27 protein-coding genes and 2 pseudogenes are annotated in these 23,966 nt (G+C 62.5%); 18 read left to right on the top strand and 11 right to left on the bottom strand.

All coding sequences use genetic code 11. The annotated features are described in order from the left end of the window. Positions 1–508, bottom strand: a 508-nt coding sequence (locus CP958_RS27250) for a transposase (protein ID WP_242443147.1), incomplete at its 3' end; no start/stop codon positions are given. A 15-nt stretch (positions 509–523) separates the two neighbouring features. Here CP958_RS27250 and CP958_RS25620 point away from each other — a divergent pair. Genes CP958_RS25620 through CP958_RS25605 form a run of 4 tightly spaced genes read left to right on the top strand, consistent with a single transcriptional unit; the run spans position 524 to position 2,364 of the window. Then, positions 524–1,021: a hypothetical protein gene (locus CP958_RS25620; RefSeq protein WP_242443145.1), complete on the top strand. Its 498-nt coding sequence runs from the start codon at positions 524–526 to the stop codon at positions 1,019–1,021. A 2-nt stretch (positions 1,022–1,023) separates the two neighbouring features. Next, positions 1,024–1,461 (top strand): hypothetical protein, encoded by a 438-nt coding sequence (locus CP958_RS25615; RefSeq protein WP_096704976.1) that lies wholly within the window; start codon positions 1,024–1,026, stop codon positions 1,459–1,461. Between the two features lie 29 nt (positions 1,462–1,490). Then, positions 1,491–1,841, top strand: coding sequence for a hypothetical protein (locus CP958_RS25610; RefSeq protein ID WP_096704975.1), 351 nt, complete (start codon positions 1,491–1,493; stop codon positions 1,839–1,841). Beyond that, positions 1,834–2,364 (top strand): DUF1833 family protein, encoded by a 531-nt coding sequence (locus tag CP958_RS25605; RefSeq protein ID WP_096704974.1) that lies wholly within the window; start codon positions 1,834–1,836, stop codon positions 2,362–2,364. Before CP958_RS25610 ends, CP958_RS25605 begins: the two co-directional genes overlap by 8 nt. 6 nt (positions 2,365–2,370) lie before the next feature. On the opposite strand, the gene CP958_RS25600 is transcribed toward CP958_RS25605, so the two are convergent. Both CP958_RS25600 and CP958_RS25595 read right to left on the bottom strand, forming a co-directional pair. Then, complete coding sequence (locus CP958_RS25600; protein WP_096703357.1) at positions 2,371–2,784, bottom strand: type II toxin-antitoxin system VapC family toxin; 414 nt, start codon at positions 2,782–2,784, stop codon at positions 2,371–2,373. Then, positions 2,781–3,029 (bottom strand): type II toxin-antitoxin system Phd/YefM family antitoxin, encoded by a 249-nt coding sequence (locus tag CP958_RS25595; RefSeq protein ID WP_096704973.1) that lies wholly within the window; start codon positions 3,027–3,029, stop codon positions 2,781–2,783. The genes CP958_RS25600 and CP958_RS25595 overlap by 4 nt, the downstream gene beginning before the upstream one ends. Positions 3,030–3,070: 41 nt before the next feature. Between CP958_RS25595 and CP958_RS25590 the strand changes: the two genes are divergently transcribed. The 4 genes from CP958_RS25590 (at position 3,071) to CP958_RS25575 (ending at position 6,925) form a co-directional block, all read left to right on the top strand. Next, positions 3,071–3,499 (top strand): NlpC/P60 family protein, encoded by a 429-nt coding sequence (locus CP958_RS25590; protein WP_096704972.1) that lies wholly within the window; start codon positions 3,071–3,073, stop codon positions 3,497–3,499. After that, positions 3,496–5,823, top strand: a complete 2,328-nt coding sequence (locus CP958_RS25585; RefSeq protein ID WP_096704971.1) for a host specificity factor TipJ family phage tail protein — start codon at positions 3,496–3,498, stop codon at positions 5,821–5,823. Before CP958_RS25590 ends, CP958_RS25585 begins: the two co-directional genes overlap by 4 nt. Positions 5,824–5,885: 62 nt before the next feature. Next, positions 5,886–6,323 carry a structural protein gene (locus CP958_RS25580; RefSeq protein ID WP_096705055.1) on the top strand — a complete coding sequence of 146 codons (438 nt, stop codon included), beginning with the start codon at positions 5,886–5,888 and terminating at the stop codon, positions 6,321–6,323. Between the two features lie 2 nt (positions 6,324–6,325). Then, positions 6,326–6,925, top strand: coding sequence for a hypothetical protein (locus tag CP958_RS25575; protein WP_096704970.1), 600 nt, complete (start codon positions 6,326–6,328; stop codon positions 6,923–6,925). A 159-nt stretch (positions 6,926–7,084) separates the two neighbouring features. On the opposite strand, the gene CP958_RS25570 is transcribed toward CP958_RS25575, so the two are convergent. The 7 genes from CP958_RS25570 to CP958_RS25550 all read right to left on the bottom strand — a co-directional run bounded on the left by CP958_RS25570 (position 7,085) and on the right by CP958_RS25550 (position 12,925). After that, the gene (locus tag CP958_RS25570) at positions 7,085–7,714 is read right to left on the bottom strand and encodes a hypothetical protein (RefSeq protein WP_096704969.1); all 630 of its coding nucleotides are present in this window, start codon (positions 7,712–7,714) and stop codon (positions 7,085–7,087) included. Between the two features lie 56 nt (positions 7,715–7,770). Beyond that, positions 7,771–8,334, bottom strand: coding sequence for a hypothetical protein (locus CP958_RS26180; RefSeq protein WP_141400645.1), 564 nt, complete (start codon positions 8,332–8,334; stop codon positions 7,771–7,773). A gap of 425 nt (positions 8,335–8,759) precedes the next feature. Continuing rightward, a complete protein-coding gene (locus CP958_RS25565) occupies positions 8,760–9,038 on the bottom strand; it encodes a hypothetical protein (RefSeq protein WP_096704968.1) in 279 nt (92 codons plus the stop codon). 77 nt (positions 9,039–9,115) lie between these two features. Beyond that, the gene (locus CP958_RS26175; protein WP_141400644.1) at positions 9,116–9,472 is read right to left on the bottom strand and encodes a hypothetical protein; all 357 of its coding nucleotides are present in this window, start codon (positions 9,470–9,472) and stop codon (positions 9,116–9,118) included. A 22-nt stretch (positions 9,473–9,494) separates the two neighbouring features. Further along, the gene (locus CP958_RS25560) at positions 9,495–11,345 is read right to left on the bottom strand and encodes a caspase family protein (protein WP_170959117.1); all 1,851 of its coding nucleotides are present in this window, start codon (positions 11,343–11,345) and stop codon (positions 9,495–9,497) included. A gap of 475 nt (positions 11,346–11,820) precedes the next feature. Then, complete coding sequence (locus tag CP958_RS25555) at positions 11,821–12,591, bottom strand: formylglycine-generating enzyme family protein (protein ID WP_096704966.1); 771 nt, start codon at positions 12,589–12,591, stop codon at positions 11,821–11,823. Between the two features lie 85 nt (positions 12,592–12,676). After that, positions 12,677–12,925, bottom strand: a complete 249-nt coding sequence (locus CP958_RS25550) for a hypothetical protein (protein ID WP_096704965.1) — start codon at positions 12,923–12,925, stop codon at positions 12,677–12,679. A 215-nt stretch (positions 12,926–13,140) separates the two neighbouring features. Here CP958_RS25550 and CP958_RS25545 point away from each other — a divergent pair, with 215 nt between their 5' ends. From CP958_RS25545 to CP958_RS25510, 7 genes and pseudogenes are all read left to right on the top strand, one after another. Beyond that, complete coding sequence (locus tag CP958_RS25545; protein WP_096704964.1) at positions 13,141–14,688, top strand: serine protease; 1,548 nt, start codon at positions 13,141–13,143, stop codon at positions 14,686–14,688. Between the two features lie 8 nt (positions 14,689–14,696). Beyond that, positions 14,697–15,506: a DUF4384 domain-containing protein gene (locus CP958_RS25540; protein WP_242443143.1), complete on the top strand. Its 810-nt coding sequence runs from the start codon at positions 14,697–14,699 to the stop codon at positions 15,504–15,506. Continuing rightward, positions 15,503–16,705: a tetratricopeptide repeat protein gene (locus CP958_RS25535; protein ID WP_096704962.1), complete on the top strand. Its 1,203-nt coding sequence runs from the start codon at positions 15,503–15,505 to the stop codon at positions 16,703–16,705. Before CP958_RS25540 ends, CP958_RS25535 begins: the two co-directional genes overlap by 4 nt. Before the next feature lie 94 nt (positions 16,706–16,799). Beyond that, the gene (locus CP958_RS25530; RefSeq protein ID WP_096705054.1) at positions 16,800–17,408 is read left to right on the top strand and encodes a hypothetical protein; all 609 of its coding nucleotides are present in this window, start codon (positions 16,800–16,802) and stop codon (positions 17,406–17,408) included. Between the two features lie 211 nt (positions 17,409–17,619). Continuing rightward, positions 17,620–17,835, top strand: a pseudogene (locus tag CP958_RS27245) (IS1380 family transposase); the annotation flags it as partial. Positions 17,836–18,566: 731 nt separating this feature from the next. Continuing rightward, positions 18,567–18,947, top strand: coding sequence for a hypothetical protein (locus tag CP958_RS26170; protein WP_141400643.1), 381 nt, complete (start codon positions 18,567–18,569; stop codon positions 18,945–18,947). A gap of 418 nt (positions 18,948–19,365) precedes the next feature. Next, positions 19,366–21,321 (top strand): caspase family protein, encoded by a 1,956-nt coding sequence (locus CP958_RS25510; protein WP_170959116.1) that lies wholly within the window; start codon positions 19,366–19,368, stop codon positions 21,319–21,321. A gap of 12 nt (positions 21,322–21,333) precedes the next feature. Here CP958_RS25510 and CP958_RS25505 read toward each other — a convergent pair. Then, a pseudogene (locus tag CP958_RS25505) lies at positions 21,334–22,097 on the bottom strand (IS5 family transposase). Positions 22,098–22,676: 579 nt separating this feature from the next. Between CP958_RS25505 and CP958_RS25500 the strand changes: the two are divergent. The 3 genes from CP958_RS25500 (at position 22,677) to CP958_RS25490 (ending at position 23,966) form a co-directional block, all read left to right on the top strand. Then, on the top strand, positions 22,677–22,874 hold the full coding sequence (locus CP958_RS25500) for a hypothetical protein (RefSeq protein ID WP_096704957.1): 198 nt from the start codon (positions 22,677–22,679) through the stop codon (positions 22,872–22,874). 368 nt (positions 22,875–23,242) lie between these two features. Beyond that, positions 23,243–23,824, top strand: a complete 582-nt coding sequence (locus CP958_RS25495; RefSeq protein ID WP_096704956.1) for a hypothetical protein — start codon at positions 23,243–23,245, stop codon at positions 23,822–23,824. Beyond that, complete coding sequence (locus CP958_RS25490) at positions 23,808–23,966, top strand: flagellar basal body rod C-terminal domain-containing protein (RefSeq protein ID WP_096704955.1); 159 nt, start codon at positions 23,808–23,810, stop codon at positions 23,964–23,966. Before CP958_RS25495 ends, CP958_RS25490 begins: the two co-directional genes overlap by 17 nt.

Here is a 23,966-nt window from a genome sequence, read left to right as displayed (position 1 = left end):
ATCCTTCGGCATCAAGACCATCCTCGAGGCGGGAGACGGCCCACCGGACGTCGAGATCCTGGCNAAGCAGCCGGTGCATCTGGTCATCGTCGACCACGACATGGCTCCCATGGACCGGCATCGACTTCCACCCGCTTCGTCCGGCCGGGGATATGGTGTCCTGCGACGACGTGGCCATCATCATGATGAGCGCCGAATCCGCCACCGAGGTGGTGTTCCAGGCCCGGGGCGCCGGCGTGAACGAATTCCTGGTCAAGCCCATGTCCACGGATTCCCTGTTCCGCCGTATCCGTAMGGGCGTTTGCTGCGCTGCCCTTCGGGTCTCATCCTCAAGCGCCTTCAGCCGCCGCGCCTCCGACACCTCCAGGCCGCCATACTTGGCCTTCCATTTGTAGAAAGTGGCGCTCGAAATGCCGTGCCGGCGGCACACATCCGCCGTCCCCGCCCCGGCCTCCTGCTCCTTCAGGATGCCGATGATTTGTTCTTCACTGAACCTGCTGCGCTTCATGTCGTCCGTCCTCTGATGGGCCGGACTCTACTTCAAACTGGAGGAAGATTTCCAAGGCAGGTCAGCTACACCAAGGAAGCCACCCACACCCTGAGCACCACCACGACCTACGGCATGGAATCCGCCGACCGCAACGGCATCCGCTTCCAGATCTCCAACGACGGCAAATACGTCATCTGCTACCAGCCCTATTACTACTATGGGGCCGGGGCCGAGGTGTTCCTGATCCGGGTGTCGGACGGGAAGTACGCCTTCCTGCAATACCAGGATTCCAGCTATGGCCGGTCGTTCGCGCCCATCCGCGACAGCGACTTCATGGTGTCCTACAGCCCGAATTCCGACAGCGGCTACGGCATCTATATGTCGCACATCGACACCCGCACGGTGTTCCAGGCCGTCGCCGACAAGGGCGACATGAGCTCCAAGGTGCCGGGCTTCAACGTCTACATCTTCGACAGCGCCTATCACTCGACCAACTACCCCTACATCGTCCCGATCATCGGAGGCATCTGATCATGGCCGGCAAAATCAGCTTCCCCCATGGCAATGATTGGGGCGTCATCGGTCCCGAGGGCGACCACGATCTGCCGGTGGACTCGACCTTGGGGCACCGGTTCCATCTCGTCGACGGCGAGGTCGTCGACCGCTATGACGGCGTCACCGACGATCGGGTCCGCGAGATTGATGCCGAGCGCGTCGTCGAGCGGCAGGCCGAGGAACTCCAGGCGGCCAGAACCGCACTGGTTCGACGGGTGAAATCCGAAGCGGCGCAGCGCATCGCCACTCTCGACTGGAAGGTCGAACGCGCCCGTGAGCGGGATGCCCTGAACGGCACCAAGACCCTCCAGGAGGTCTATGCCGAGCGTGAGGTCATTCGGCTGGCGAGCAACCAGGCCGAAGCCGCCATCGCCAAACTCGCCTCCCAGGAAGAGATCCTGGCCTTCTCCTGGTAGCCCCTTCCCCCGACCCGGAATTCAATGCCATGACCGAACAATCCCCGGAAATCTGGGCCGGAGTCGCCACCCAGTATGTGGGCGCCTGGGGTCAGGCCGCCCCCATGGTCCAGATCGCCGCCATCGCCGCCACGGTGATCATCATCGCCATCATCGCCTGGGCATGGTCGAGGAAGCAGGGGGCGCCGGATGCATCCGGTGTTCCCGTCGAAGCCTTCGCCCATGTGGTCGAGGAACAGGCCCGCCAGACAGAGGCCCTGCGCTCGGCGGTCGAGGGACTGAGCGAGGTTGTCCATCAGATCCGGATGCTGCTGGAGACCAGGACGCTGTGCCCGTTCCCGTCACCCATGTGCGTTCCCGGCAAGGACGACCATGCCTGATCCGACGTTATCGCAGGCGCTGAAGGAGGCGTTTGCATCAGCCCCGGCCGGAACGGTGGTCCTTGATACGTTGGAAATCTGGCATCCAACCTTCAACGAGCCGATCCGGGTGGTCCGCGACCATGCCGATCTCACCGCCCGGCTGGAGGCTGGTGCTCCCCGTGACGGCGGCAAGCGGGTGACCTTCGCCGCGCTGGCCTTCGAGTTCTCCCCGCCGCCGGTGGATACCGCTCCGGTGCCGGAAATCACCGTCACCCTCGACAATGTCGGCAGCGACATCACCGACGCTCTGGAAGGGGCCGCCGTCAGCCAGCAGGTGATCGAGATCACCTGGCGGCCCTATCTCTCCACCGATCTCAACGGCCCCCATATGGACCCGCCCATCACCATGACCCTGACCCTGACCGATGTCGAAGCCGACACCATGAGGGTCACCGGGCGCGCCCGCATGCTGGACGCCGGCAACAAGTCCTTCCCTTCCATCACCTATACCGCTCGGCGCTTTCCCGGCCTGGCGCGGTGACGGGGATCAGGTTTCCCAGGGATTGAGGATATCGACGCCGGCCGCCGCGAAGTCGGCGACGTTGCGGGTCACCACGGTGAGCCGGTGCTTCAGGGCGGTGGCGGCGATCAGGCTGTCGATGGCCGGCAGGGGCTGTTTGATCCGTGCGGTCAGGCGGCCCCATTCGTCGGCCACCGCGGCATCGACCGGCAGCACGCGACTCTCGAACCAGTCGGGCAGCTCGATTTCCAGCCAAGCGATGATCCGGCCGCGCCGCCGCCCATCCGCCAGTTTCTCGGCACCCCGGCGGATTTCGCCCAGGGTCAGGGCGCTGATGAACAAGGCTTCCTGCGGCACCGTCTCGAACCACTCCACCACCTGCGGCGCCGGGACGGGCCGGATCAGCTCGGACAGGGCGCAGGTATCGACCAGATAGCTCACAACTCGATGTCCCGCGACGGCGAGCGGTCGCGTTCGACGTCGAGGTCCACGCCAGACAGCGGCGAAGCCCGCAGGAATTCCACCAGCGACGGCTTGCGTCCCTTCAGCCGTTCGTACTCGTCCTGGGACATCACCACCGCCGTGGTGCGGCCGCGAACGGTGATCGCCTGCGGGCCTTCGCTGGCAGCGCTGCGCAGCAGCTCGCTGAACCGGGCCTTGGCATCCTGAACCTGCCACGCGTGCATGGGCGTCTCCTGACCATTCTGACCAGATGAGGATAGCGACAATGACCCGCGAATGCCAGTCGCCGGTTTGCGGCCCCCATTGGGGCATCGCCTTGATCGGTTTGCCGTGGTCTGTCCACGGCAGCGGGCCGAGCATGTTCAATTGCTGGGAATTCGTCCGCATGGTGCAGGCCCGCCATTTCGGCCGCCTGCTGCCCGAGATCAGCAATCCCGAAGACATGCTGGTCATGGGCCGCACCTTCCGCGACCACCCCGAGCGTCGGCGCTGGGCCAAGGTCGATCCGCCTGCGGAAGGCGATTGCGTGCTGCTGCGCCGATCCCGCCATCCCATCCATGTGGGCATCTGGCTCGATGTTGATGGTGGCGGCGTTCTGCATTGCGCCGAGGGCGCCGGGGTGGTGTTTCAGCGCTCGGATGCTCTTCAACTCAACGGCTGGGCCGTCGAAGGCTTCTATCGGTTCTTGCCATGACCGCCTCCATCATCATCGTCACCAATCCGTTCGAACCGGTGGCCAGCCGCTCGGTTCATGCTGTGGAAGCAGGGATCACGCTGGGCGGCCTGTTGCAGGCTTGTGGCATCGCCGAGGATTGCTGGCCCGATGGACCGGAAATCCTGATCGGTGGCATGGCGGTGCCGGTCGGCATCTATACCGTCCGGGCCATCGGCGACGGCGAGGTCGTCACCGTCATTCGCTGGCCCCAGGGCGGCGGAGGCGGTGGTGGGGGTGGCAAGAACCCCATGCGGATCGTGCTCACCATCGCGGTGATGGTGGCCGCCATCTATCTGGGTCCCATGGCGGCGGTGGCCATGGGCTATACCGCCGCCGGCAGTGCCGCCGCCATGGCTACCGCTGGCATCGCCCTGGCCGGTTCGATGCTGATCAATACGGTGATCCCGGCCCCCAAGCCCTCCATGCCGTCGCTCAACTGGGGCGGCAGCGGCAGCGCGCCGGCCCCCAGCCCGACCTATTCAATCCAGGCTCAGGGCAACCAGGGCCGATTGGGCCAGCCGATCCCGGTGATCTATGGCCGCCACCTGATCTATCCCGACCTCGCCTCCGAGCCCTACCAGGATTACGTCGGCGGCGAGCAGTACCTGTATCAGCTCCACGTCATCGGCCAGGGCGAGTACGCGGTCGAGCAGATCCGCATCGAGGACACCCCCATCTCCTCGTTCGAGGAGGTCCAGACCGAAACCGTCCCGCCCGGTTCCCCGGTAACCCTGTTCGAGCCCGACGTGGTCACCGCCGCCGAGGTGGCCGGTCAGGAACTGGTGGCGCCCAATCTGGTGCAATCGGGCGACGACGGATATATCGGCCCGTTCACCGCCAACCCGGTGGACACCTCGGCGGGGGCGCTGGGCATCGACGTGGTAATGCCGCGTGGCCTCTATTACGCCAATGACGGCGGCAGCCTCGACAGCCGCACCGTCCAGTGGCAGGTCGAGGCGCGGGCCATCGATGCCGAGGGGGGAGCCATTGGTGGCTGGGCGGTTCTGGCGCAGCCGTCGCATACCGCCGCCACCAACAGCACCATCCGTCTGTCCTTCCGCTATTCGGTCAGTCCCGGTCGTTACGAGGTCCGCCTCAAGCGTCTTGACACCAAGGACACCGCCGAACGCGCCGGCCATGAAATCCGCTGGGGCGCTCTGCGTGCCTATCTGACCGGCCAGCCCGATTTCGGCTCCGTCACCCTGTTGGCGGTCAAGATGCGGGCCACCGACAACCTCAGCCAGCGCTCCAGCCGCATGATCAATGTCATCGCCACCCGCAAGCTGCGGGTGTGGTCGGCGACCGGTGGCTGGTCGGCGCCGCAGCCAACCCGGTCCATCGCCTGGGCCTTCGCAGATGCCTGCAAGGCCGAGTATGGGGCGAAGCTGTCCGATTCCAGGATCGATCTCAAGACGCTGGCCACCTTGGATGCCGTTTGGGCTGCCCGTGGCGATTCCTTCGACGCGGTGTTCGACACCAGCATGACGGTGTGGGAAGCGTTGACCCGTATCGCCCGCTGCGGCCGCGCCGTGCCCATCCAGCAGGGTGGCATCGTCCGCATCATCCGTGATGCGCCCCAGACCATGCCGGTGGCCATGTTCGGGTCGCGCAACATCGTTAAGGGCTCGTTCAAGATCAAATACGTCATGCCCGGCGACGACACCGCCGACGCGGTGACGGTGGAGTATTTCTCGTCGCGCACCTGGAAGCCCGACGAGACCACCGCCAAGCTGCCCGACAGCCAGGGCGACAATCCCGCCAAGGTCAACCTGTTCGGCTGCACCGCCAAGGACCATGCCCAGCGGGAAGGTCTCTACATTGCCGCCAACAACCGCTATCGCCGCCGCCTGGTCACCTTCCGCACCGAGCTGGAGGGCATGATCCCCACCTACGGCGATCTGGTCGCCATCACCCACGATATGCCCCGCTGGGGCCAGGGCGGCGAGGTGGTCGACTGGCGGGCCGAATCTACCAAGCCGCCTTGGGTTGGGGCGGTACTGGTGCTATCCGAGCCGCTGACCTGGACCGAGGGCGCCAGCCATTATCTGGCGCTGCGCCGCCGCGACGGAAGTCTGGCGGGGCCGTTCCGGGTCGAGCCGGTGGCCGATGCGCCCACCATGGTGCGTCTCGCCGAGCCGCTGACCGTCACCCCCTATACCGGCGGCTCGGAGGAGCGGACGTATTTTTCCTTCGGCCCCGGCCAGGCCTGGGCCCAATCCGCCCGCATCCTCGCCATCCGCCCCCGCGCCGAACAGGTGGAGATCACCGCCGTCGCCGAGGATGCCCGCGTCCACGTCAATTAGCCATCTTCCATTTCCCGTCCCCACAGCCGCCTTCGGGCGGCTTTTTGTATTGGAGAATGATCATGACCCAGTCCTGCACCATTCCTCGTGGCATTCGCCTCAACAATCCCGGCAACATCAAGGAATCCCCTGGCGACAAGACCCAGTGGCAGGGCGAGCGCGCCACCGATGACGATCCGGTGTTCGAGGAGTTCATTAGCCCCGAGGCCGGTATTCGTGCCCTAGCCCGCATCCTGCTCGGCTATCAACGCCGCTATGGCCTCAACACCGTCGCCGGAATCATTAATCGCTGGGCGCCGGGCTGTGAGAACGACACCGGCTCCTATATCGCCCATGTTGCCGCCCGTCTGGGCGTCAAGCCCGATCAGGCCATCGACCTGACCAATGCCGACACCATGGCTGAACTGGTCGAAGCCATCATCCGCCATGAAAATGGCCAGCAGCCCTACGCCAGAGAGGTGATCATGGCCGGGGTTGGCATGGGGCTGGGGAGCGCCTGACCATGAATCTGCTCGATCTCCTCGGCGATGCCGCCGCCATCGCCGCCAATCCCATCGCTGGTCTGGCCAAGGTGGCGCTGGACGTGGCACCGGACATCGCCAGCCTGTTCGGCGACGATGCCGAGAAGGCCGTCGGCAAACTGGCCGACACCGTCCGCACCATCACCGGCACCGACGATCCCGGCAAGGCCCGCGAGGTGCTGGCGGACCCCAATCTGGTGTTCCAGCTTCGCTCCCAGGCGCAAGGATTCGCCCATGCCGAACGCATGCAGCAGATGACCGGGGCCATTACCACGCTGACCGCCACCCTGGCCGACCGTCAAAACGCCCGTGCCAGAGACAGCGAGTTCATCAAAGCCGGGCGCAGCAATACCCGCGCCAACGTCCTGCTGGTCACCGCCGGCCTCGGCATTGTCGGCGGTATCGGCTTCATGGTGTTTGGCCATGTGGACGGCAACACCGCCGTCGGTGGCTGCATCATCTCGGTGGTGACGCTGCTGGCGGGCAAGTTCGCCACCGCCTTCGACTTCGAGTTCGGTGGATCAGCGGATTCCGAGCAGACTCGCACCCTGCTGGCGCAGGCGCCGTCTATCGGCAAATAGAACAGATCGGATTTCGCTCGACGCGGCCGACCGGGGGGAACCCTGGTCGGCCGCTTTCGTTGCTTCGGGCCAATGTAGCGTGGCTGTTTCGTCTTCGAGCCCTGAACCGACAGAAAGAATTCCAAACACGGGCAGCAGCCCCCAGGCAGCGTGCAGGCATCATCCTGAAGCCGACTTTTCCCATGCGGGTATCGTGGCGGGCGGAGGCGCGGAAGGCGGGCGGCGGTCACGTTCCGTCGCGGGGGCGGAGAGCGGCCATCCCGTCATCCGAACATGCCCCGCCACCATATCGCTAGAATTGAGAAAACAGGGGGGGAGGGTTATGGGCTGCGGCTTTGGTGCCGACCATTCCGGCGGCATGGGATAGACGTCGTGGCGGGGAATGGGCTTGGCCTCGCGCGCCTCGACCGCCGCCTTCATCGTACCGCAGGCGGTGGCGAAATCCTGGTCCTTCACCGCCTCCACCGCCGAACCGAACCGCCCCAGCGCCGAGCCGCCGAAACCGTCGGGATCGGAAAACTCGCTGCCGCGCCAGCGATCGCTTTGCGCCTCAAGCCCCGCGATCACCTGGGCGCAGAACGTGCCCCAGCTCTCAGCCTCGGCAGCGTCAAGGATGGCGTCGGCGGCCTCCCGCGCCTCACGCACCCACGACCCGGCGCGGGGGCCGTAATGGGGCGTGTCCAACTCGTAGCGGAAGCGAAAGGCGATGGCGTGGATGTCCTGGCGCAATGCGCTGCGCCAGGATTCCGGGGCAGGGGTAGTGGGAGGTTTCAGAAGGTCATGCATCATTCAAATAGCCTATTCGCATTCGTCGCCTTAATGTTCTACGCCCTCCGAGGTTGTTCCTAGAACAGTTCAGCGCTTCCGCCACACATGCCGATCAAGTGATTGACAGCATTTTTTATGCGACCAGCATTTTCTTCTCGAGGAGAGTTAAGTGAGTACAGCCTCACATCATCTACATATCGCCTATTTCCAGGCCGGTCTTTCATGCTTGCATATTTCTTAGAGAAGTCGCTTTCAGATGGTCTATCGTAGCTTGTGCGTTTGATACTTTCCTTGTTTTCTTTTGTTATTGTGGTGACCCATGGGGGATTTCCCTCCACGGAACCAATAGATGTTCGGCCTGGGTCAAGATCTTTAAAGTCAACAACATAAGACGTTAGGTCACCACTCTCTTCGCGGCCAGGATAATAAACATAAGATCTAATCTCAAATGTGCATCTGCTTATTTCATTAAAGGACTCCCGCCAAGCAGATCCGTAATCCCCCTTATAATTATTATTATCGATTTTCTTCTTAATAAAATCGACTGTCTCCTCGTACGTTGGTCCACTCGCAGCCGCAGCCGAGGATAAAAAAAACATAAGCACAAGCATTGCACGCTTGCAGAATCGATGCATGGTCATGATGCGAGATCCCTTCTATCAAAAGCCTGTAATTTACGGCATTATTACAACCTTAAGCTTGCTACCTATAATAATTATACACGTGTCAACCATTCAATTTTTCACGGCTCCCTTCTGCAATCTTGTATCATTCTGTCGGCGTTGGAGGGGCATCAGTGGTCCCCGTTAAGGGAGACCGCGGGCGATGGGAAAGCCGACATTTGCAATTTTTACACTGGTAGCCTTCTCGCCGCGACTTGCGGAGCAGATGCTCCAGACATCGCTGTACCAATTACCATTCCGCACTATGTGGATATCGCACTTGCAACGTCCCTTAAACCAGTTGCTTCCTCGGCCCGGTGATTGGCCGCAGCCCAAGCGGATTGTGTCTACGGGGTTCCTTTGGACAGAGCCCCGCAGACTCGGAATGCTGGTGAGCATCTGCGTCAGCGGCACCCCTTCTCGGCCACCTCGTTCGCTGACATGTTGCGGAAACGGTCCCCCATGTTGCTGAAACCCGAATCCACCCAATAGCCGTCCGAACGCTGGCCGATGACCCTGGAGCCACCGCTATTGCAGGTGATGCGGACGAACTGGACGCCCGACAGGTAATCAGCCTTGCGAATTTCCCGGACGCCGCCGCTGCCGAAGTCGCCAGCCAGCGCAGGAAGGGCCGAAAATGTGGCAACAGCGATCGCAGTGCTGATGGTAAGAAAGCGCTTCATGGTTACATCTCCGTTTTTTAAGTAAAAATTAACGTAGAAGTTTCTAGCAGTGGCGAGCTCTTGATCGCACATTTGCGTTAATTACATGGCCTCATGGCCAGGGACCTTGCGGTCATGTCTTTGAGTTCGTTGTAGTAATTAAACCTGACAATTTGCCCGCACTTGTAATCCGTACCTGGGCTCACCCAAGTGATTTTGACGTCGGCGTTTCCTGTGAAGCCGTCGCCGATAAACTCAAGATTCACCATCTTTCCACCCCAAGTTACGAGGGTTCCTTTCGATGTTACGCTGCTAAAGCAGCCAGCAGGATAGTTGTTATTCTTGCAAACCTCGGCCTCAGAACGCCATACTGCCTTGGTTTTTTCTTTCGCGTTCGCCGATAGCGACATAATCACCATCACAGAGATGGCCGACACAAATATTTTGCTAAGCATGATTTCCCCCTTCACTGTTGAATTACCACCGCATCACCACCTTTTCCCCGTCCCCTGCCAGCACCGGCGATTGATCCCTGCCCAGGCGGGCGGCTTCGCGGCGGGTGTTGCGTTGGACGAAGGTGGACAACTCGGCCAGGGTCAGGACGCGGTCGCCATCGGCATCGGCGTCGCCCATCAGGCCGCGCATCAGGAAATAGCTGTACAGGCCATGCCGCGCCGGGCCGTAGGACGACGACAATTGGTCATTGCCGGCGGCGGCCAGCAAATTGGCGGCGGGGGGCAGTCCCTGGTCCTTGGGCACGATCATCAGCGGTCGGGCATCGGCGATCAGGCTGGCGCCGTTGCGGGTGCCGCCGGAATAGCAGGTGTCGAGGAACAGGGTGACGTTAGCCGCGCCGTGACCCAGGATACCGGCGATCAGGCGGTCGCGGTCGATGGCGCTGCGCTTCAGGATGGCGCGGTCGCCGTCATGAGGGATCAGGTATAGTTCGCGCCCATCGGGCGAAGCCAGGCCGTGCCCGGCAAAGAAGACATAGATTTCGGTGGCGCCCGACTGGATTTCCGCCTTCAGCCAAGTGTCGATGGCTTTCTCGATATCCAGCAGCCGCGCCTCGGCTCCGGTCAGTACCTTGACCCTGGCCGGTTCCATCCCCAGGGCGTTGGTGGCGAATTCGCCGAAGGCGCGGGCGTCGCGCCCGGCGAACTGGGCCATGGGCAGCGTCAGGTAATCCTCGATGCCGATGATCAGGGCGGCTGCATTGGGCTTGGGCTTTCCCTTCAGGCGGGTGGCATCGAGCGGCGGCGGCGGTTCGGCCTGGGCGGCCAGCGCGGTCAGGCTTTCGTCACGCATTTCCGGCACCGCCGCGAAGCGTGTCGCCTGGGCTTGGGCGGCACGCAAATCCTCGGCCTTCAGGCGCGTCGCCAGGGAGTCGCGCAAGGCCACCGCCCGGCGGCGCTGGTCGTCGCGCAATTGCGCCGCCGCCAGCGAGGCCCAGACATAGGCCTCGGCGCCCTGCCCCATGCCCTCGGCCAGGGCCAGTTGCGCCGAGGCGTGCCCCTGACGGGCGGCGCGTTCGGTCCAGTGGCGGGCGTCCCGTTGGTTCTGCGGCACGCCCTGGCCGTCGCGGTACATCTCAGCCAGCAGGTATTGCGCCTCGGGGGCACCCAGTTCGGCGGCCAGACGAAAGCGCTTGGCCGCGTCGGAATGATCGCCGCTCGAACGGGCTTGGCGCCCCTTCTCGGCGGCATAATTGGCGGTCAGGCGGCGCAGGGCGGCGAAATCGGCCCCGGCCAGGATGATGGGTGTTTCCACCTTCTTGCCCCCGACCTCGGCCCACACCTTTAGCGAAAGATAATCATGGTCCAGCAATTGGCCGGCGGTGTCGATGGCATCGTACAGGTCGAACACCGCCTCGCCGTCGGCATCGTTCTGGCGTTGGCGCGGCGGCCCTTCCTCGATGGACAGAGACACACTCAGCCCCGGCCAGGGCCGGCGGGTCACCCCTTGTCTGCCCAGAGGCTTACCGTCGGCGCTGATGCGATCAGTGTGAACTCTCTGGCTACGTTCCAATTCCCGGTACTGGAACAGGGTCGGCAATTCACGCTGGGCCGATTTGTCGAAGGGGGCCAGGACGACATCAAATGGCAATGAAATAACACTGCGGCCAATGTCCGGGGGACGTTCCGTTACCGTCGTTACCGCTTCGTCGAAAACTTCGTATTCCCGAACCTCGCCCGAGACCTCCTTCACGATAGTGACAGTCAAGGTCCCGGTGATGGCGTTGAAGCGGGCGGTCGAAACAGGCCGCACGTTGGCCTGGGCATCCTCGGCCACTCGCTCGAAAGTGCGGACATTGCGCCGCTCAGTCAATGTACGGCTCCGAGTACCATCGCAAGCAGAAAGAATAAAAGAAGTCTGACACATGATAATAGACGCAAGCACTGCTCGCAAGGCGAGGCAACGACAAAAATGTCTGCGTGTATACATGTTTTTCTCAGAGAGTGGTGTTGTTAGCGCAAATTAGGCGCCCATGCAAGTATTTGCGAAGGCGATAGCGATCTGAAAAGGCATGGCATTTACTGCGTCATCGCTATCTCTATATGAGCCACCGGATCTGCGACTAAGCCCGCGATAGGGATCGAAGGTGCGCCAGGAACGATACTCGTCCCTGGCGGTACAGTCACCGTGGTGCTGCTTGCCTTGGGATTCGGCTTTCGCGATGGTTACACCAAGCTCAACGCTCCGGTGCCGCCGTCCACCGCCACCATCATCAAACCGGTAGGACGACCAGAATGCCCAATCCTTGCCAAGTGATCGTATGGATTCCCCCTGTTGCACGTTCATGTCACGGGAGCGTTCTGGCGAGACGGAAACCCAGATCGTTGCCCCGGGTGCCTGAGTTGTCCCTGTAGCGGTTGGCGGAGCGGAAGACACTTGGGATGTAGTACCAAGAGCCGCCCCGGTTGACGCGGAGGCAGGATCTTCCTTGCCACGCGCTGCCATCCGTGGGCGCACCAGTATAGTTATCGTGCCAGCAATCCTCGACCCATTCCAAGACATTGCCATCCATGTCGTAGAGGCCGAACCGATTGGCCTGCAACTGACCGACAGGATGAGTTTCCTTGCCCGAATTGCCGGCGAACCAAGCGTATTGGCCCAGCTTGCTCCTGTCGTCGCCAAAGGAATAGGCGGTCGTCGTTCCAGCCCGCGCCGCATATTCCCATTCCGCCTCGGTGGGCAGGCGATAGGTTTTGCCGGTTTTGGCGTTCAGGCGACGGATGAAGTCCTGGGCGTCATCCCAACTGACCTGCTCCACCGGGCGCAAGCGGCCCCTAAATTTGCTGGGGTTACCGCCCATCACCGCCATCCATTCCGCCTGGGTTACCTCATATTTGCCGATGGCGAAGGGGCGGGCAATGGTGACGCGGTGACGGGGCGTCTCGAAGTCACTGGCGTCCTCTAAATTCTTGTCAGCCCCCATCATGAAGCTGCCTGCCGGGATGACCACCATCTCGGGGCAGTCGTCACAGTCGCGAAAGGAACTGTCCGGCGTTTGGGCCTGGGCGATCCCGGCGGTGAAAACAACGGTCAAAGCCGCGATAATGATCGAACGCATCCAATCCCCCGTTTGATTGAGAACACTCTCGGCAAGGCAACCGCCCGGGACGATACCCGTCCCGGGCGGCCTTGTCACGCCGCGCTCAGCGGCATTGCGACGTCCCCATGGTCTGCGTGCTCGCCCCCCGATGGCCAGCGGCCTGGCAGACCTGGTGGCCCTGCTTGTCGACGATGGACGCCGCTTCCGACGCCGAACTGGCCCGCACGGTGACGGTGGTGGTGCCGGACGGGCCGACGCAATAGACCTTGCACGAATACTCGCCGGCCTGGGCAAGGCCCGCGCCAGTCATCAATCCGCCGATCAACACGGCAGCAAACACAGACTTTTTCATCCCGATACCTCCATCATGGCCGTATCCCCCCACCCGGCGAAAATGCCGATGGCAGTCGATACCACCACCCTTAGACGGCAGCGGCAACGGTTTTGCCCCGCGGATATTTGAAGAAATCATCTGCGGGTAAAAAACTCCCCCACTGCCGTCTAACGAGACGAGGGCACTTGACGCGTGTATCGTCGGCCTGGGGGCTTTATTGGGGGGAAGAGTCGATGGCCTTTCGGTCGGCACGCATGGCTTTGTTGGCGGGATGTCTGGCGGTATCCGTCCCACCGGCGGGGGCCAAAGACGCGGGGCCGGCGCTGGACACGATCGAATCGCTGTTGGCGGCGGAACAGTTCGATAGGGCCATTCCCCTATTGAAGGATCTGGACGCCAAAGGTGAGATTTCGTCCTCGGACACCGCCCTGATGCTGGGCCGCATCTATCTGGGTCTGGGCAAACCGGGCAAGGCGGCGGAATTCTTCGAACAGGCGGAATTTTCGTCTTTGGACGCCGAGGCCGCTGCCCGGCTGGGGCTGGCGGAAAGCAGGCTGGGTCTGGGCGATCTGGGCGGAGCCCGCAAGGCCGCCGAGGCGGCGTTGAAATCCGCCCCCGACATGGTCGGCGCCCATCTGGTGCTGGCGATGGTGGATCAGCGTCTGGGGCGCTCGGAAGCGGCATTCGCCCGTCTGCGTAAACTTAGTAGCGAACGTCCCGATTCCGAGGACGCCGCCTTGGTCTTTGCCCGCTTTCGCGCCCAGAATGGCGGCCCCGCCGACGCTTTGGACGCGTTGCGCGGCTTCGTCGCCAGCCATCCCCGTGCCGCCGATGCCTGGGACCGCATCGGCCTGTATGCCTGGGGCATGGGCCGCAAGGCCGAAGCGGTGGAGGCGCGCAAGACCGCCCGCGCCGTTTACGCCGAACAGGGACGGCAGGGGCGGGTCGAGGCCATCGACATGTGGCTGGCCAGCATCGGCCCGGTGGAAAAGGTAAAACCAGTCGAACCGCCACCGCCATCCCCGCCGCCCGCCCGTCCCCGCGTCGAGGCGGCGCCTCTGCCCCCGCCGCCGCCCCGTCCGGCGCAAAAGCTGGTGCAGGCCACCGTGCTGGCCCAGCCCGAACCGCTGCCGTTTCCGCCCGGCTCGCCCATCATGACCGGCAGCGGCATCGTACTGGAAGGCGGGCGGCGCATCGTCACCAACCGCCATGTCATCGACGGTCAGCGCGAAATCGCCGTGCGCAACGGCAGCGGCCATGTGCGCATGGCCAAGGTGGTCAAGACCGCGCCCGACGACGATCTGGCGCTGTTGGAGATCGACACGCCATTCCCCGACAGTCCGGCCTTTCCGCTGGCCCGCATGGCCGATCCGGCGCCGGGTCGGGCGGCGGTGGTGCTGGGCTATCCGCTGATCGGCATCCTGGGCGACGAGCAACCGGCGTTGACCGAGGGCATCGTTGCCAAAACAGCGGGCCTCGCCAACGATCCCAACACCTTCCAGATGACAGCCAAGTTGAACAAGGGCAATTCCGGCGGCCCGGTGTTCGATCGCCAGGGCCGCCTGATCGGCATCGCGGTGGGCAAGATGGACAGCGCCGACATCGTCGCCAAGGGCGGCCCAATGCCCGAGGACATCAACTTCGCCATCAAGGCGGGGCGCCTGCTGGCCTTCCTGGGGACACAGCCAGCCAAGGAAGAGGGGAGCGCCGCCGAGATGGGATTGGAAGACCTGTACCAACAGATGCTGCCCCGTGCCGTTCTGGTGGCGGGGCGCAAATGAGGCCCGCCATGCCCCCCCGCCTGCTTGCCCTGCTGTTGCTGTTGCCCGCTCCGGCCCTGGCCGAATGGGTCGAGGCGCGCGGCAGCTATCTGTTCCCGCCGACCATGGCCGAATCCGAAGCCTGCGGTTACGCCGAGGAACGGGCCAGAGCCGAGGCGGTGCGGCAGGTGACCGGCGAGACCATCGCCGCCGAGGACGTGCAGCGTTGCACCGAACAGGGTGACGAGGCCCAATGCGCCCGCAATTCCGCCCTGTGGTCCAGCATGCAGGGTTATGTGCGGCGCACCGGAGACAAGACGATCCAGCTCCGCCCCAGTGCCGCCGGTCACCGCGAATGCGTGGTCGGGTTTTCCGCCGACGTGGCGGCGGCCGAGGGGCGGCCCGATCCCGCCTTCGACCTGGGCGTGTCGCTCAGCCAGCCGGTGCTGCGTCATGGCGAACCCCTGGTCGTCACCCTGTCGACGTCCCAGCCCATGTATGTGCAGGTGTTCCAATGGCTGCCCTATCGCAGCGGCGATCAGGCGGTGGTGCGGTTGTTCCCCAACGCCTATGACAGCAATTCCCGCATGGATGGCCTTGCCACCATTCCCACCAATGCAGGCGCGCGGCGCTATGACGTGCGAGTGGAATTCCCCGAGGGCCAGCCGCCCGGCCGCAAGATGGTGGATGAATACCTGATGGTGGTGGCGACGCGCACGCCGCTGCCGCTCCGCGACAGCTACAGCCTGGACGATTTCCGCCGCCTGATGGCCGAATTGCCCCGCGCCCACAGCCGGGTGGTGCGCCGGGCCTACAACATCGTGCGGGGGGCGCCATGAGACATATCACCCTGATCCTGCCGCTATTGCTGGCCGCCTGCTCGACCCCCGCCTATGTGGACCAGGGCAAGGCCGAGCGGGCCGGGGCGCTGGACCTCAACCCGGTGCTGTTCCAGGTGCATCCGGCCTTCGGCGCGGCGCCGCCCGATTGCGTGGCCATCCTGCCGCTGGCGGTGGCCGAAACCGGCGAACCCCGCGCCACCGTCGCCGACGCCGCGCGGGTGCGGCTGTCGCTGTATGCCCATCTGCTGACCCAGGCCAAGCGCGGCATCCGGCCCGAGCGGGTGGACAAGGTGCTGGCCGAGGTGGGCGGCGACCGCAACACCCTGGGCCGACGCCTGAACTGTGCCGCGTTGATGGAAGGCACCGTCACCGAATACGGCATCACCTTTCTGGGCCTTTATTCAAGCGTCACCGTCGGTGCCGATTTGCGCCTGATCCGCGCCGCCGATGGCGCCGTGTTGTGGCAGGGCCGCCATGTGGCGGCGAATCGCGACGGCGGTCTGCCGCTGGACCCGGTCGGCCTAGCCATGGGGATTTACGGCGCCATCGACAATATCCGCGACGAACAGGTGCTGCGGGTCACCGACGATCTGGCCCGCCGTCTGGTTTCCACCATCCCCGATACCGCCAGCCTGGCCTTGGATGATCCCGGCGAAACGTCCCCTGTCGCGGTTGCTGTCACCGACCCGCTGGCCGAGGCCCAACGTGCCCTGGCGGCCGGCGACCACAAGGCGGCACTGGCCGCCGCCGAGCAGGCCATCGCCGCCGATGGCGGCAATGCCGAGGCGTGGTTCCTGAAAGGCCGCGTGCTGATGCTGGACGGCGACGGAATGGCCGCCGAAAAGGCCATCGTCAAGGCCGCCGCCCTGGACCGGAACAACCCCCGCATCCTCAACGCCCTGGGCGCCCTGGCCGCCGACCGGGGCGACGCGCCCCGCGCTCTGGCCGCCTATCGCATGGCCATCGACGCCGCCTCCGCCAACGGCTTCGCCTGGTACAATTCCGCCGTGCTGCTGGCCGAAACCGGCGAACCGGCCGAGTCCGCCGACGCCTTCTATGCCGCCGCCCTGGCCTATCTCAAATCGGGCGACCCGGCCCGCACTGAGCGCGCCCTGGGCCAGTTGCGTCGCCTGTCCGATCCCCGCGTCACCACCATCGAAACCGCCCTTACCCGTTGGGGGCGGGGGGCATCATGAACAGAGGGGAAAATTCACGTTCCCTCGGGAAAAATTCCGCGCCCCGCCGTCTAACCGACAAAACCACCCTTGCCCCATGGGGCCGGAGGACATCATGACCCGCTTGCCGCTCGCTCTGGCCGCCCTGGCTTTATTGGCCGCTTGCTCTCCCGATCCCGGCTCGCCCGCCTGGACGGCGCAACAGGCGCAGAAGAAGGACGAGGCCCGCGCCGCTGCGGTAAAGGGCGCGGTGGATGAAATCCCGTCCTGGTACAGCGCCCCCGCCGATGACGAATACGCCATCCTTGCGCCGGGCACCGCTGCCTCCACCGATTTGCAATTCGCCCTGGACAAGGCGGTGCTGGCGGCCAAGCGCTCACTGGCCGACCGGCTGAACAGCAAGCTTTCCGCCAAGATCAAGGAATTCGTCGCCGAATCGGGCGCTGCCGAAGGCGCCCCGGTCACCAGCGAAAGCGAACGCACCACCACCAACCTGATCTCGGAAGTCACCCTGACCGGCTATGCCGTGAAGGAACAGAAATTCATCCCCAGCGGGGGGCAATACCGCGCCTATGTGCTGCTTCAATACCCCCTGGGCAAGGCAAACCGCCTTCTGGTAGAACAGGTTGGCAAGGATGCCGCGCTTCAGGGCAGGCTGCGGGCGTCGAAGGCGTTCCAGGAGCTGGAAGCCGATTTGGGATTGAATGGAAAAAACGCGAAATAGTTTTCATTGAAAATGAAATATTGCAAGAATACGGAAAAACTAAAAGACTATTAGTATTTTTCTTGGAATCGCCATTGCAAATATGGCTGGTAGCCCGCTGGCATATTATGAAATTAACTCTGATTTCCCAGGTTACCTTGCCGTTTCGTTATGTATGAATGCGAATATAGCATAGAAACCAATGCGATGATGGAGCGGTGGGCTGCGAGAAATGGAGGTGGTGGTGGGTAAAACAGAATTGGGGGATCTTCGGGGTGTTCTCGACCGCCGCCTGAAGTTGGAGTTCTGCGGCCCAACGGTAACCTCCGATGCTGGGCTGCTCGCCTTCCGGGAACTCGACAATGCCCTCGGCTTGACCGAGGTGGCCGGACAGGTACTGGCCGACTGCCGGATCGGTAAAGCCTCACAGCAAAAAATGGTGGCGAAGGCTATGCATAAATATTGTGCGCGCAATATACCAACAAGTATTTCATTAGCACTTTTGGCATTCACATTTATTATGTATTCACACCCCGCCACTGGCGGTGGCTGCAATGGATATAATTATATCCATGGAGAAGAGGTTGGCGGATCAAAGTTTTTCCTTGATCTTTCAAAAAATACATATTTTGGCGTAAACGTAGTAACAAAGGAAAATAGAGGCTCGATAATAAATTATAAATGCTCCGAAAAGTTAATGGGGATGTATCAATCCCTACCAAGCGACGACATCAAGTGCCATTATTTGGGGTCAATATCTGGATTGGACATATCTGGTAAATATTGGTGTGGAAAAATAGCGAAATCAGGGGAAATATACGACAAATCACCCGAAAACGTTTTTTCCGGAAAATTCTCTAATGCCGATGAATACAACAAGATGATTGCTACGGTTTTGTATGATGTGCATGGCAGTGGCACTGCGAATGACCTCCAAATGTCTAATGGAGGGGTAGATATCGTAAAGAGAGATGGAAAGCGTTACGATGTTCGATGCAAGAATGGCGCCTGGGGATTTTTGCTCTGGCAGGATTACCCAGTATTATGCGCAAACCGAGCAGGGAAAGCTAGTACATGCCGACATGATTGGGATGTGTCTCGGGCAGCCGAATATCTATGCAATTGATTGATGAATTGAACAGGCATTAATCTGATAACAAACAAGATGGAGTATTCGCAATGAGAAATGCCGTATTGATTCTGGGGGCGGCGTTGTCAATGGCCATTCAGCCGACAGAGGTATTAGCTGCGCAACCCTATAGCATACCAAAAGGAGTGGATGTAATTATAGGGTGCTTTGACTCGGATCGAGCAGTGCAAGCGGCTATGAATTTTGGCCTCGGAAACACCGCCCCAGTCCAGGAGTTTGTGAATAGGAAGGAGTGCATCCCAATAAAAAAAGAGCACTCACCTGTTTTTAAGACTCTAGGAACACAAAAAAAGGCCATCGGCGAATTAAAGGTGACCGTATTTTACGTCCAGATGATGAAGTGGAATGGCAAGGCCGCTCCCGATGACTTCAAGTTTTATGTTGCTGATATTCTTGGTGAGGTTCGGTAGATCTCCACAGACTCCACGCTCCTTATCCGACAGATTTCCAGGCGCACAATTGTGCGCCTGGAAATCCAGTCATTCACCATGACGGCGCGGAAGTCAGTCGCGGCCGAGCGCGCAGCGATGGCATACCTGGGTGGTTGCCATTGCTGCAGTTAAGGCTGGGACTCATAACCTTTAGCAGAGCGTTGCGGCGATGTAGATGGTAGCCGGGAAGTTCTGGTTAAAATTCAACATATGCGTCATCGGTCATAGCAATATCCCTTCTTCAACGTATTTAGAGAAGGACTGGGCTATAAAGGGGGGCAGCAGCATCGTTCAACGCTGTCGGATCAATATCATGTCCATTCTCAAGACCCTGGTGCTGAGAAGGCATCTGTTTTTCTGAAACGAGTCGAAAAGACATTCAGGCCGGGAAATGAACATGGGGAGAGGCACAAATATCAGATGTGTTTGGCGTGACATATCGCTATCCGCCGCTCTGCTCCTCGCCCTCGCCGCCTGCGAGGGGACGCAGACCCGCACGCTGACCGAGCGGCGCAACGTCCGCACCGTCGAGATGGTGGCCGAGGATGCCCAGGCCAGTGTGCGGCCGGTGCTGGCCGCGCGGTTCAATGCCGCCACTGGGGCGCTGACGGTCGGGGTCGCCAAGGAAATTTCGGGCGAATTACGGGCCTTCGACACCTATGATGAGGCCAGCATCACGGTGAAGGAAAATCATCGCAGCCCGATTTCCGAGACGATCCTGCTGCCCTTTGCCGTCGCGCTTTCCCCCCTGGACGCCTCGGCCCGGCGTTTTTTGACCGACGAGGTTTACCGACCGAAGGAGCAGGAGCGCAACGAAAACGTCTCCACCGGTCGCATCAGCGCCGACGGTAAGCCTCTGGGCAGACAAGGGGTGACCCGCCGGCCCTGGCCGGGGCTGACCGTGTCTCTGTCCATCGAGGAAGGGCCGCCGCGCCACCGCCAGAACGATGCCGACGGCGAGGCGGTGTTCGACCTGTATGATGCCATCGACACCGCCGCCCAATTGTTGGATCGCGAAAGCCTGTCATTGCGCCTGTGGGCCGAGGCCGGGGGCAAGAAGGTGGAAACCCCCATCATCCTGGCCGGGGCCGATTTCGCCGCCCTGCGCCGCCTGACCGCCAATTATGCCGCCGAGAAGGGGCGCCAAGCCCGTTCGGGCGGCGATTATCCGCAAGCGGCCACGCGGTTCCGTCTGGCCGCCGAACTGGGTGCCCCCGAGGCGCAATACCTGCTGGCTGAGATGTACCGCGACGGCCAGGGCGTGCCGCAGAACCAACGGGACGCCCGCCACTGGACCGAACGCGCCGCCCGCCAGGGGCACGCCTCGGCGCAACTGGCCCTGGCCGAGGGCATGGGGCAGGGCGCCGAGGCCTATGTCTGGGCCTCGCTGGCGGCGGCGCAATTGCGCGACGACCCGCGCCGCCGGGCGGTGGCCTTGCGCGACTCCCTGGCGACGCGCCTGAAAGGCGACGACCTGCGTTCGGCCCAGACCCAGGCGACACGCTTCGCGGCGGTGCCGGAAATGCGTGACGAAAGCCTGACCGCGCTGGCCGCCCAGGCCGAACCGCCGCCGCCGCTCGATGCCACCCGCCTGAAGGGAAAGCCCAAGCCCAATGCCGCCGCCCTGATCATCGGCGTCGAGGATTATCTGACCCTGCCCATGGCCCAGTTCGCCGGGCGCGACGCCCGCGCCTTCGGCGAATTCGCCACCAACGCCCTGGGGATGGAACCGGCCAGGGTCAAGGTGCTGACCGGGTCCGAGGCGCGGCTGCTGGACATCGAAAAGGCCATCGACACCTGGCTGAAGGCGGAAATCCAGTCGGGCGCCACCGAAATCTATGTGTTTTTCGCCGGGCACGGCCTGGCCTCGCCCGATGGGCGGGACCTGTACCTGATCCCCCATGACGGCGACCGCGCCATCCTGAAGCGCAGCGCCATCGACCGCGACCGCCTGATCGCCGGCATCCTGGGTCACGGCGCCGCCAACGTCACCCTGTTCCTCGACACCTGCTATTCCGGCGGCACCCGCGGCGGCAATTCCCTGATCGCCGACGCTCGCCCGCTGATGATCGTGCCCAAGGACCAGGGACTGCCGCCCACCGCCAATCTGCTGGCTGCCGCCGGCAACGACCAGCTGTCGTCGTCCTACGGCGCTGCGCGGCATGGCCTTTACAGCTATTTCCTGATGCGCGGCCTGATGGGCGACGCCGATGCCGACGGCGACCACGTCCTGACCCTGGCCGAACTATCCACCTTCGTCCAACGCAACACCCGCCGCGAAGCCGCCCGCCTGGGCCGCGACCAATCGCCGGTGCTGGTGGGCGATGGGGAGAAGGTGGTGATGCGGTGGTAGGCCGTAGACTCATTACGCGGCGCACCAAATGCGCAGGGCGACGAGCTTTACGGCGGCGAGGAAATTCCGTGGGTCTTTGTCATAGCGGGTGGCGATCCCCCGGAAGTGTTTGATCTTGTTGAAGAAGCGTTCGACCAGATTGCGCTGGCGATAGACCCAGGCGGAAAAGGCGAAGGTGCCCTTGCGGTTGGACCTGACCGGGATGTTGGCCCAGGTCTTGTTCTTCTCGGCCAAGGCCCGAATGGCGTTGCTGTCATAGCCCTTGTCGGCCAGCAGGGTTGAGCCGTCGCCCAAGGCTCCATCGAGCAAGGCTTCGGCCTCGACGCTGTCGTGGACCTGCCCGGCGGTCAGGCGCAGGGTGACGGGACGGCCTTCCGCATCGACGAGCGCGTGGATTTTGCTGGTGAGCCCCCCACGGGAACGTCCCATGCTGCCATCGTCGAGAGCCCCTTTTTTCCCGTGGCCCCGTGTTGGTGAACGCGGACACAGGTCGAGTCGATCATGATGATGTCGCCATCGTAAGCCTTGGAGATTTCCTCCAGAAGCCGGTCCCAGACGCCCGCCTTGCGCCAGCGGACGAACCGGTTGTAGCAGGTGGTCGATGGGCCGTAGCGCTCGGGAACTTCCGCCCAAGGCGAGCCCGTGCGGAACCGCCACAGGATACCGTTCAGGACCCGACGGTCATCAACCCGAGGCACGCCGCGAGGCTTGTTCGGAAGCAAGGGCTCGATGATCGACCATTCGTGATCCGTCAACTCGTACCGCCGCCGTGCCATCAATGCCCTCCGTGCCAGAGGGAATCGTTGAATCACGACGCGCGACGAAGGGGAAGCCTGTTTATGAGTTTACGGCCTAATTGACAATAATTACCCGCACCCAGGCCATGATAACGCCCAACCGCTCGAAAGCCGGCGGACTGTGCCCACTTTAGCGGGATCAGGCAAGCGGAAGGTTCAATTACCCGCTACTAATGCTTTGCGTTTACTAGTTTCCAATAATAGAAAAATGTCTTATTATATGTTCCAAATTGAAGAAGAGCCATACGTAAAACGCTCCCTGCTTATGGCCGCCATGCTGCTGACGGCGGGTATCGCGTGGGCGCGGCCTCCGGAACCTGCAGTCACGCCGCTCTCGGCGAAAAGCTCTTCCCGACGGAATGCACCGGAAGAGCCACGTCCGCCAAATCCTGTGGAATATTTCCAATGCCTGCCTCAAGTTCTGGGCTGTCTGGAAATGATGCCTCCGGTGATCGATCGCGATAATCGCCAAATGATCGACACCAGGAAAATCCCCTTACCATACAGTCGGCTTTCAGCAATAACCGGACTCCTTCCGGTAGGGTTTGGAGAATTTTCATGCGCAACACCTTCGCCCTAGTCGCCTCCGTCCTGATGTTTTCCGCCATCGGCGCCTGGGCCCAAGCGCCTGCCACGGTGGTCGCTCCGACCACGTCGTCACAGGTGACCGGCTCCACCGTCCAGGGAACATCCCAGCCCATGCCGGCGCAGCCCCCCAAGGAAGAGAAGCTGCCTCCCAAGGAAGAAAAGAAGTAGCTCTTGCCCTCCCGGCCCAGCCGCGTCCCGTCGTCGCGGGACGCGAGAGCCGGCTGTAGCCAACGGGCGCGGGCCAGGTACCATTTGTCGAAGAAAACCTCTCAAGACCATCCCTGGCCGGACCTCCATCCGCCGCGTCGCGGCAATCATGATGGGATGGTTGAGCGTCCGCTCGACCTTGGACAGCCAACAGCGAAGAAACTCGCCGAGACGCAGCCGGCCAAGGGCGCGGAGGCCCCCTCCGGCGAGGGAAAGGCCAATGAGCTGAACAGGCGAGTGCCCCGCCCTTGGAGGATTCGGAGGGTTGTCGGACCGACCTCGGAGCCCTACCCTGTGCCCCATTCACCCTCCGACCCGGACATCCCAAAGTGCCCCCCACCGAAAATACCCGCAATTGGCCGCTCGCCCTGCTTCTCAGCCGTCTGGCACTGACCCGCGCCTTCCGGCCGTCGGGTCTGGGACCGCTGTGGAACACCATCGGCATCGCCTTCGCCGTGGCCTCGGTGGGCCTGTTGTTCGGCACCATCCTGCGGCGTCAGCTGGTAAGTTTCGACGCCTATATCCGGCAACTCACGGCCGGGCTCGTCCTATGGGCGTTCCTGTCGGCGGTGGTCGGCGAGAGTTCCATCGCCTTTGCCCGCTGGATGCCCATTCTGCGCCATTCCAGCATTTCGCTGTCGACAATCGCCCTATCGGTGTTCCTGCGTCACCTGCCGGTCCTCGCCCTCAACATGGGCTTTTTCCTTTTGCCGCAATACCTTCTTCTCGGCCAGCTCTCCGCCGCCCTGCAGTTGGCCGCGTCGATACTGCTGCTGGCCAACGTGGCCTGGCTGGGAACCGCCGCCATGGTGCTGGGCGCAAGATTCCGCGACATCGGGCAATTGATAGCCAATCTGCTGCAGGTCACCTTCCTGCTGACCCCCATACGGGAGGATGACCTCGCTGACTGATTCCTTCTCGTCGCAATACGGCGTCAACATCGACGAGGAAACCGCCCGCATCTCGGAGCTGGAGAACGCCTACGCCGCCTCGGCCCAGGTGCTGTCCACGGTAAAAGATATGTTCGATTCCCTGCTGGAAGCGGTGAGGTAG

The sequence above is a fragment of the Magnetospirillum sp. 15-1 genome, assembly GCF_900184795.1.
GTDB lineage: Bacteria > Pseudomonadota > Alphaproteobacteria > Rhodospirillales > Magnetospirillaceae > Phaeospirillum.
This window is presented reverse-complemented; position numbering and strand designations above follow the sequence as displayed.

What these genes read in the sequence shown, in the direction of transcription:
- CP958_RS25555 (WP_096704966.1), bottom strand. Translation starts at nt 12,591, where the DNA reads ATGCGTTCGATCATTATCGCGGCTTTGACCGTTGTTTTCACCGCCGGG.
- CP958_RS25570 (WP_096704969.1), bottom strand. Translation starts at nt 7,714, where the DNA reads ATGATGCATGACCTTCTGAAACCTCCCACTACCCCTGCCCCGGAATCC.
- CP958_RS25580 (WP_096705055.1), top strand. Translation starts at nt 5,886, where the DNA reads ATGACCCAGTCCTGCACCATTCCTCGTGGCATTCGCCTCAACAATCCC.
- CP958_RS25590 (WP_096704972.1), top strand. Translation starts at nt 3,071, where the DNA reads ATGACCCGCGAATGCCAGTCGCCGGTTTGCGGCCCCCATTGGGGCATC.
- CP958_RS25620 (WP_242443145.1), top strand. Translation starts at nt 524, where the DNA reads ATGGGCCGGACTCTACTTCAAACTGGAGGAAGATTTCCAAGGCAGGTC.
- CP958_RS26170 (WP_141400643.1), top strand. Translation starts at nt 18,567, where the DNA reads ATGAGAAATGCCGTATTGATTCTGGGGGCGGCGTTGTCAATGGCCATT.
- CP958_RS25605 (WP_096704974.1), top strand. Translation starts at nt 1,834, where the DNA reads ATGCCTGATCCGACGTTATCGCAGGCGCTGAAGGAGGCGTTTGCATCA.
- CP958_RS25540 (WP_242443143.1), top strand. Translation starts at nt 14,697, where the DNA reads ATGCCCCCCCGCCTGCTTGCCCTGCTGTTGCTGTTGCCCGCTCCGGCC.
- CP958_RS25550 (WP_096704965.1), bottom strand. Translation starts at nt 12,925, where the DNA reads ATGAAAAAGTCTGTGTTTGCTGCCGTGTTGATCGGCGGATTGATGACT.
- CP958_RS25535 (WP_096704962.1), top strand. Translation starts at nt 15,503, where the DNA reads ATGAGACATATCACCCTGATCCTGCCGCTATTGCTGGCCGCCTGCTCG.
- CP958_RS25530 (WP_096705054.1), top strand. Translation starts at nt 16,800, where the DNA reads ATGACCCGCTTGCCGCTCGCTCTGGCCGCCCTGGCTTTATTGGCCGCT.
- CP958_RS25500 (WP_096704957.1), top strand. Translation starts at nt 22,677, where the DNA reads ATGCGCAACACCTTCGCCCTAGTCGCCTCCGTCCTGATGTTTTCCGCC.
- CP958_RS25610 (WP_096704975.1), top strand. Translation starts at nt 1,491, where the DNA reads ATGACCGAACAATCCCCGGAAATCTGGGCCGGAGTCGCCACCCAGTAT.
- CP958_RS25615 (WP_096704976.1), top strand. Translation starts at nt 1,024, where the DNA reads ATGGCCGGCAAAATCAGCTTCCCCCATGGCAATGATTGGGGCGTCATC.
- CP958_RS25585 (WP_096704971.1), top strand. Translation starts at nt 3,496, where the DNA reads ATGACCGCCTCCATCATCATCGTCACCAATCCGTTCGAACCGGTGGCC.
- CP958_RS26175 (WP_141400644.1), bottom strand. Translation starts at nt 9,472, where the DNA reads ATGCTTAGCAAAATATTTGTGTCGGCCATCTCTGTGATGGTGATTATG.
- CP958_RS25545 (WP_096704964.1), top strand. Translation starts at nt 13,141, where the DNA reads ATGGCCTTTCGGTCGGCACGCATGGCTTTGTTGGCGGGATGTCTGGCG.
- CP958_RS26180 (WP_141400645.1), bottom strand. Translation starts at nt 8,334, where the DNA reads ATGACCATGCATCGATTCTGCAAGCGTGCAATGCTTGTGCTTATGTTT.
- CP958_RS25575 (WP_096704970.1), top strand. Translation starts at nt 6,326, where the DNA reads ATGAATCTGCTCGATCTCCTCGGCGATGCCGCCGCCATCGCCGCCAAT.
- CP958_RS25490 (WP_096704955.1), top strand. Translation starts at nt 23,808, where the DNA reads ATGACCTCGCTGACTGATTCCTTCTCGTCGCAATACGGCGTCAACATC.
- CP958_RS25565 (WP_096704968.1), bottom strand. Translation starts at nt 9,038, where the DNA reads ATGAAGCGCTTTCTTACCATCAGCACTGCGATCGCTGTTGCCACATTT.
- CP958_RS25595 (WP_096704973.1), bottom strand. Translation starts at nt 3,029, where the DNA reads ATGCACGCGTGGCAGGTTCAGGATGCCAAGGCCCGGTTCAGCGAGCTG.
- CP958_RS25510 (WP_170959116.1), top strand. Translation starts at nt 19,366, where the DNA reads ATGGGGAGAGGCACAAATATCAGATGTGTTTGGCGTGACATATCGCTA.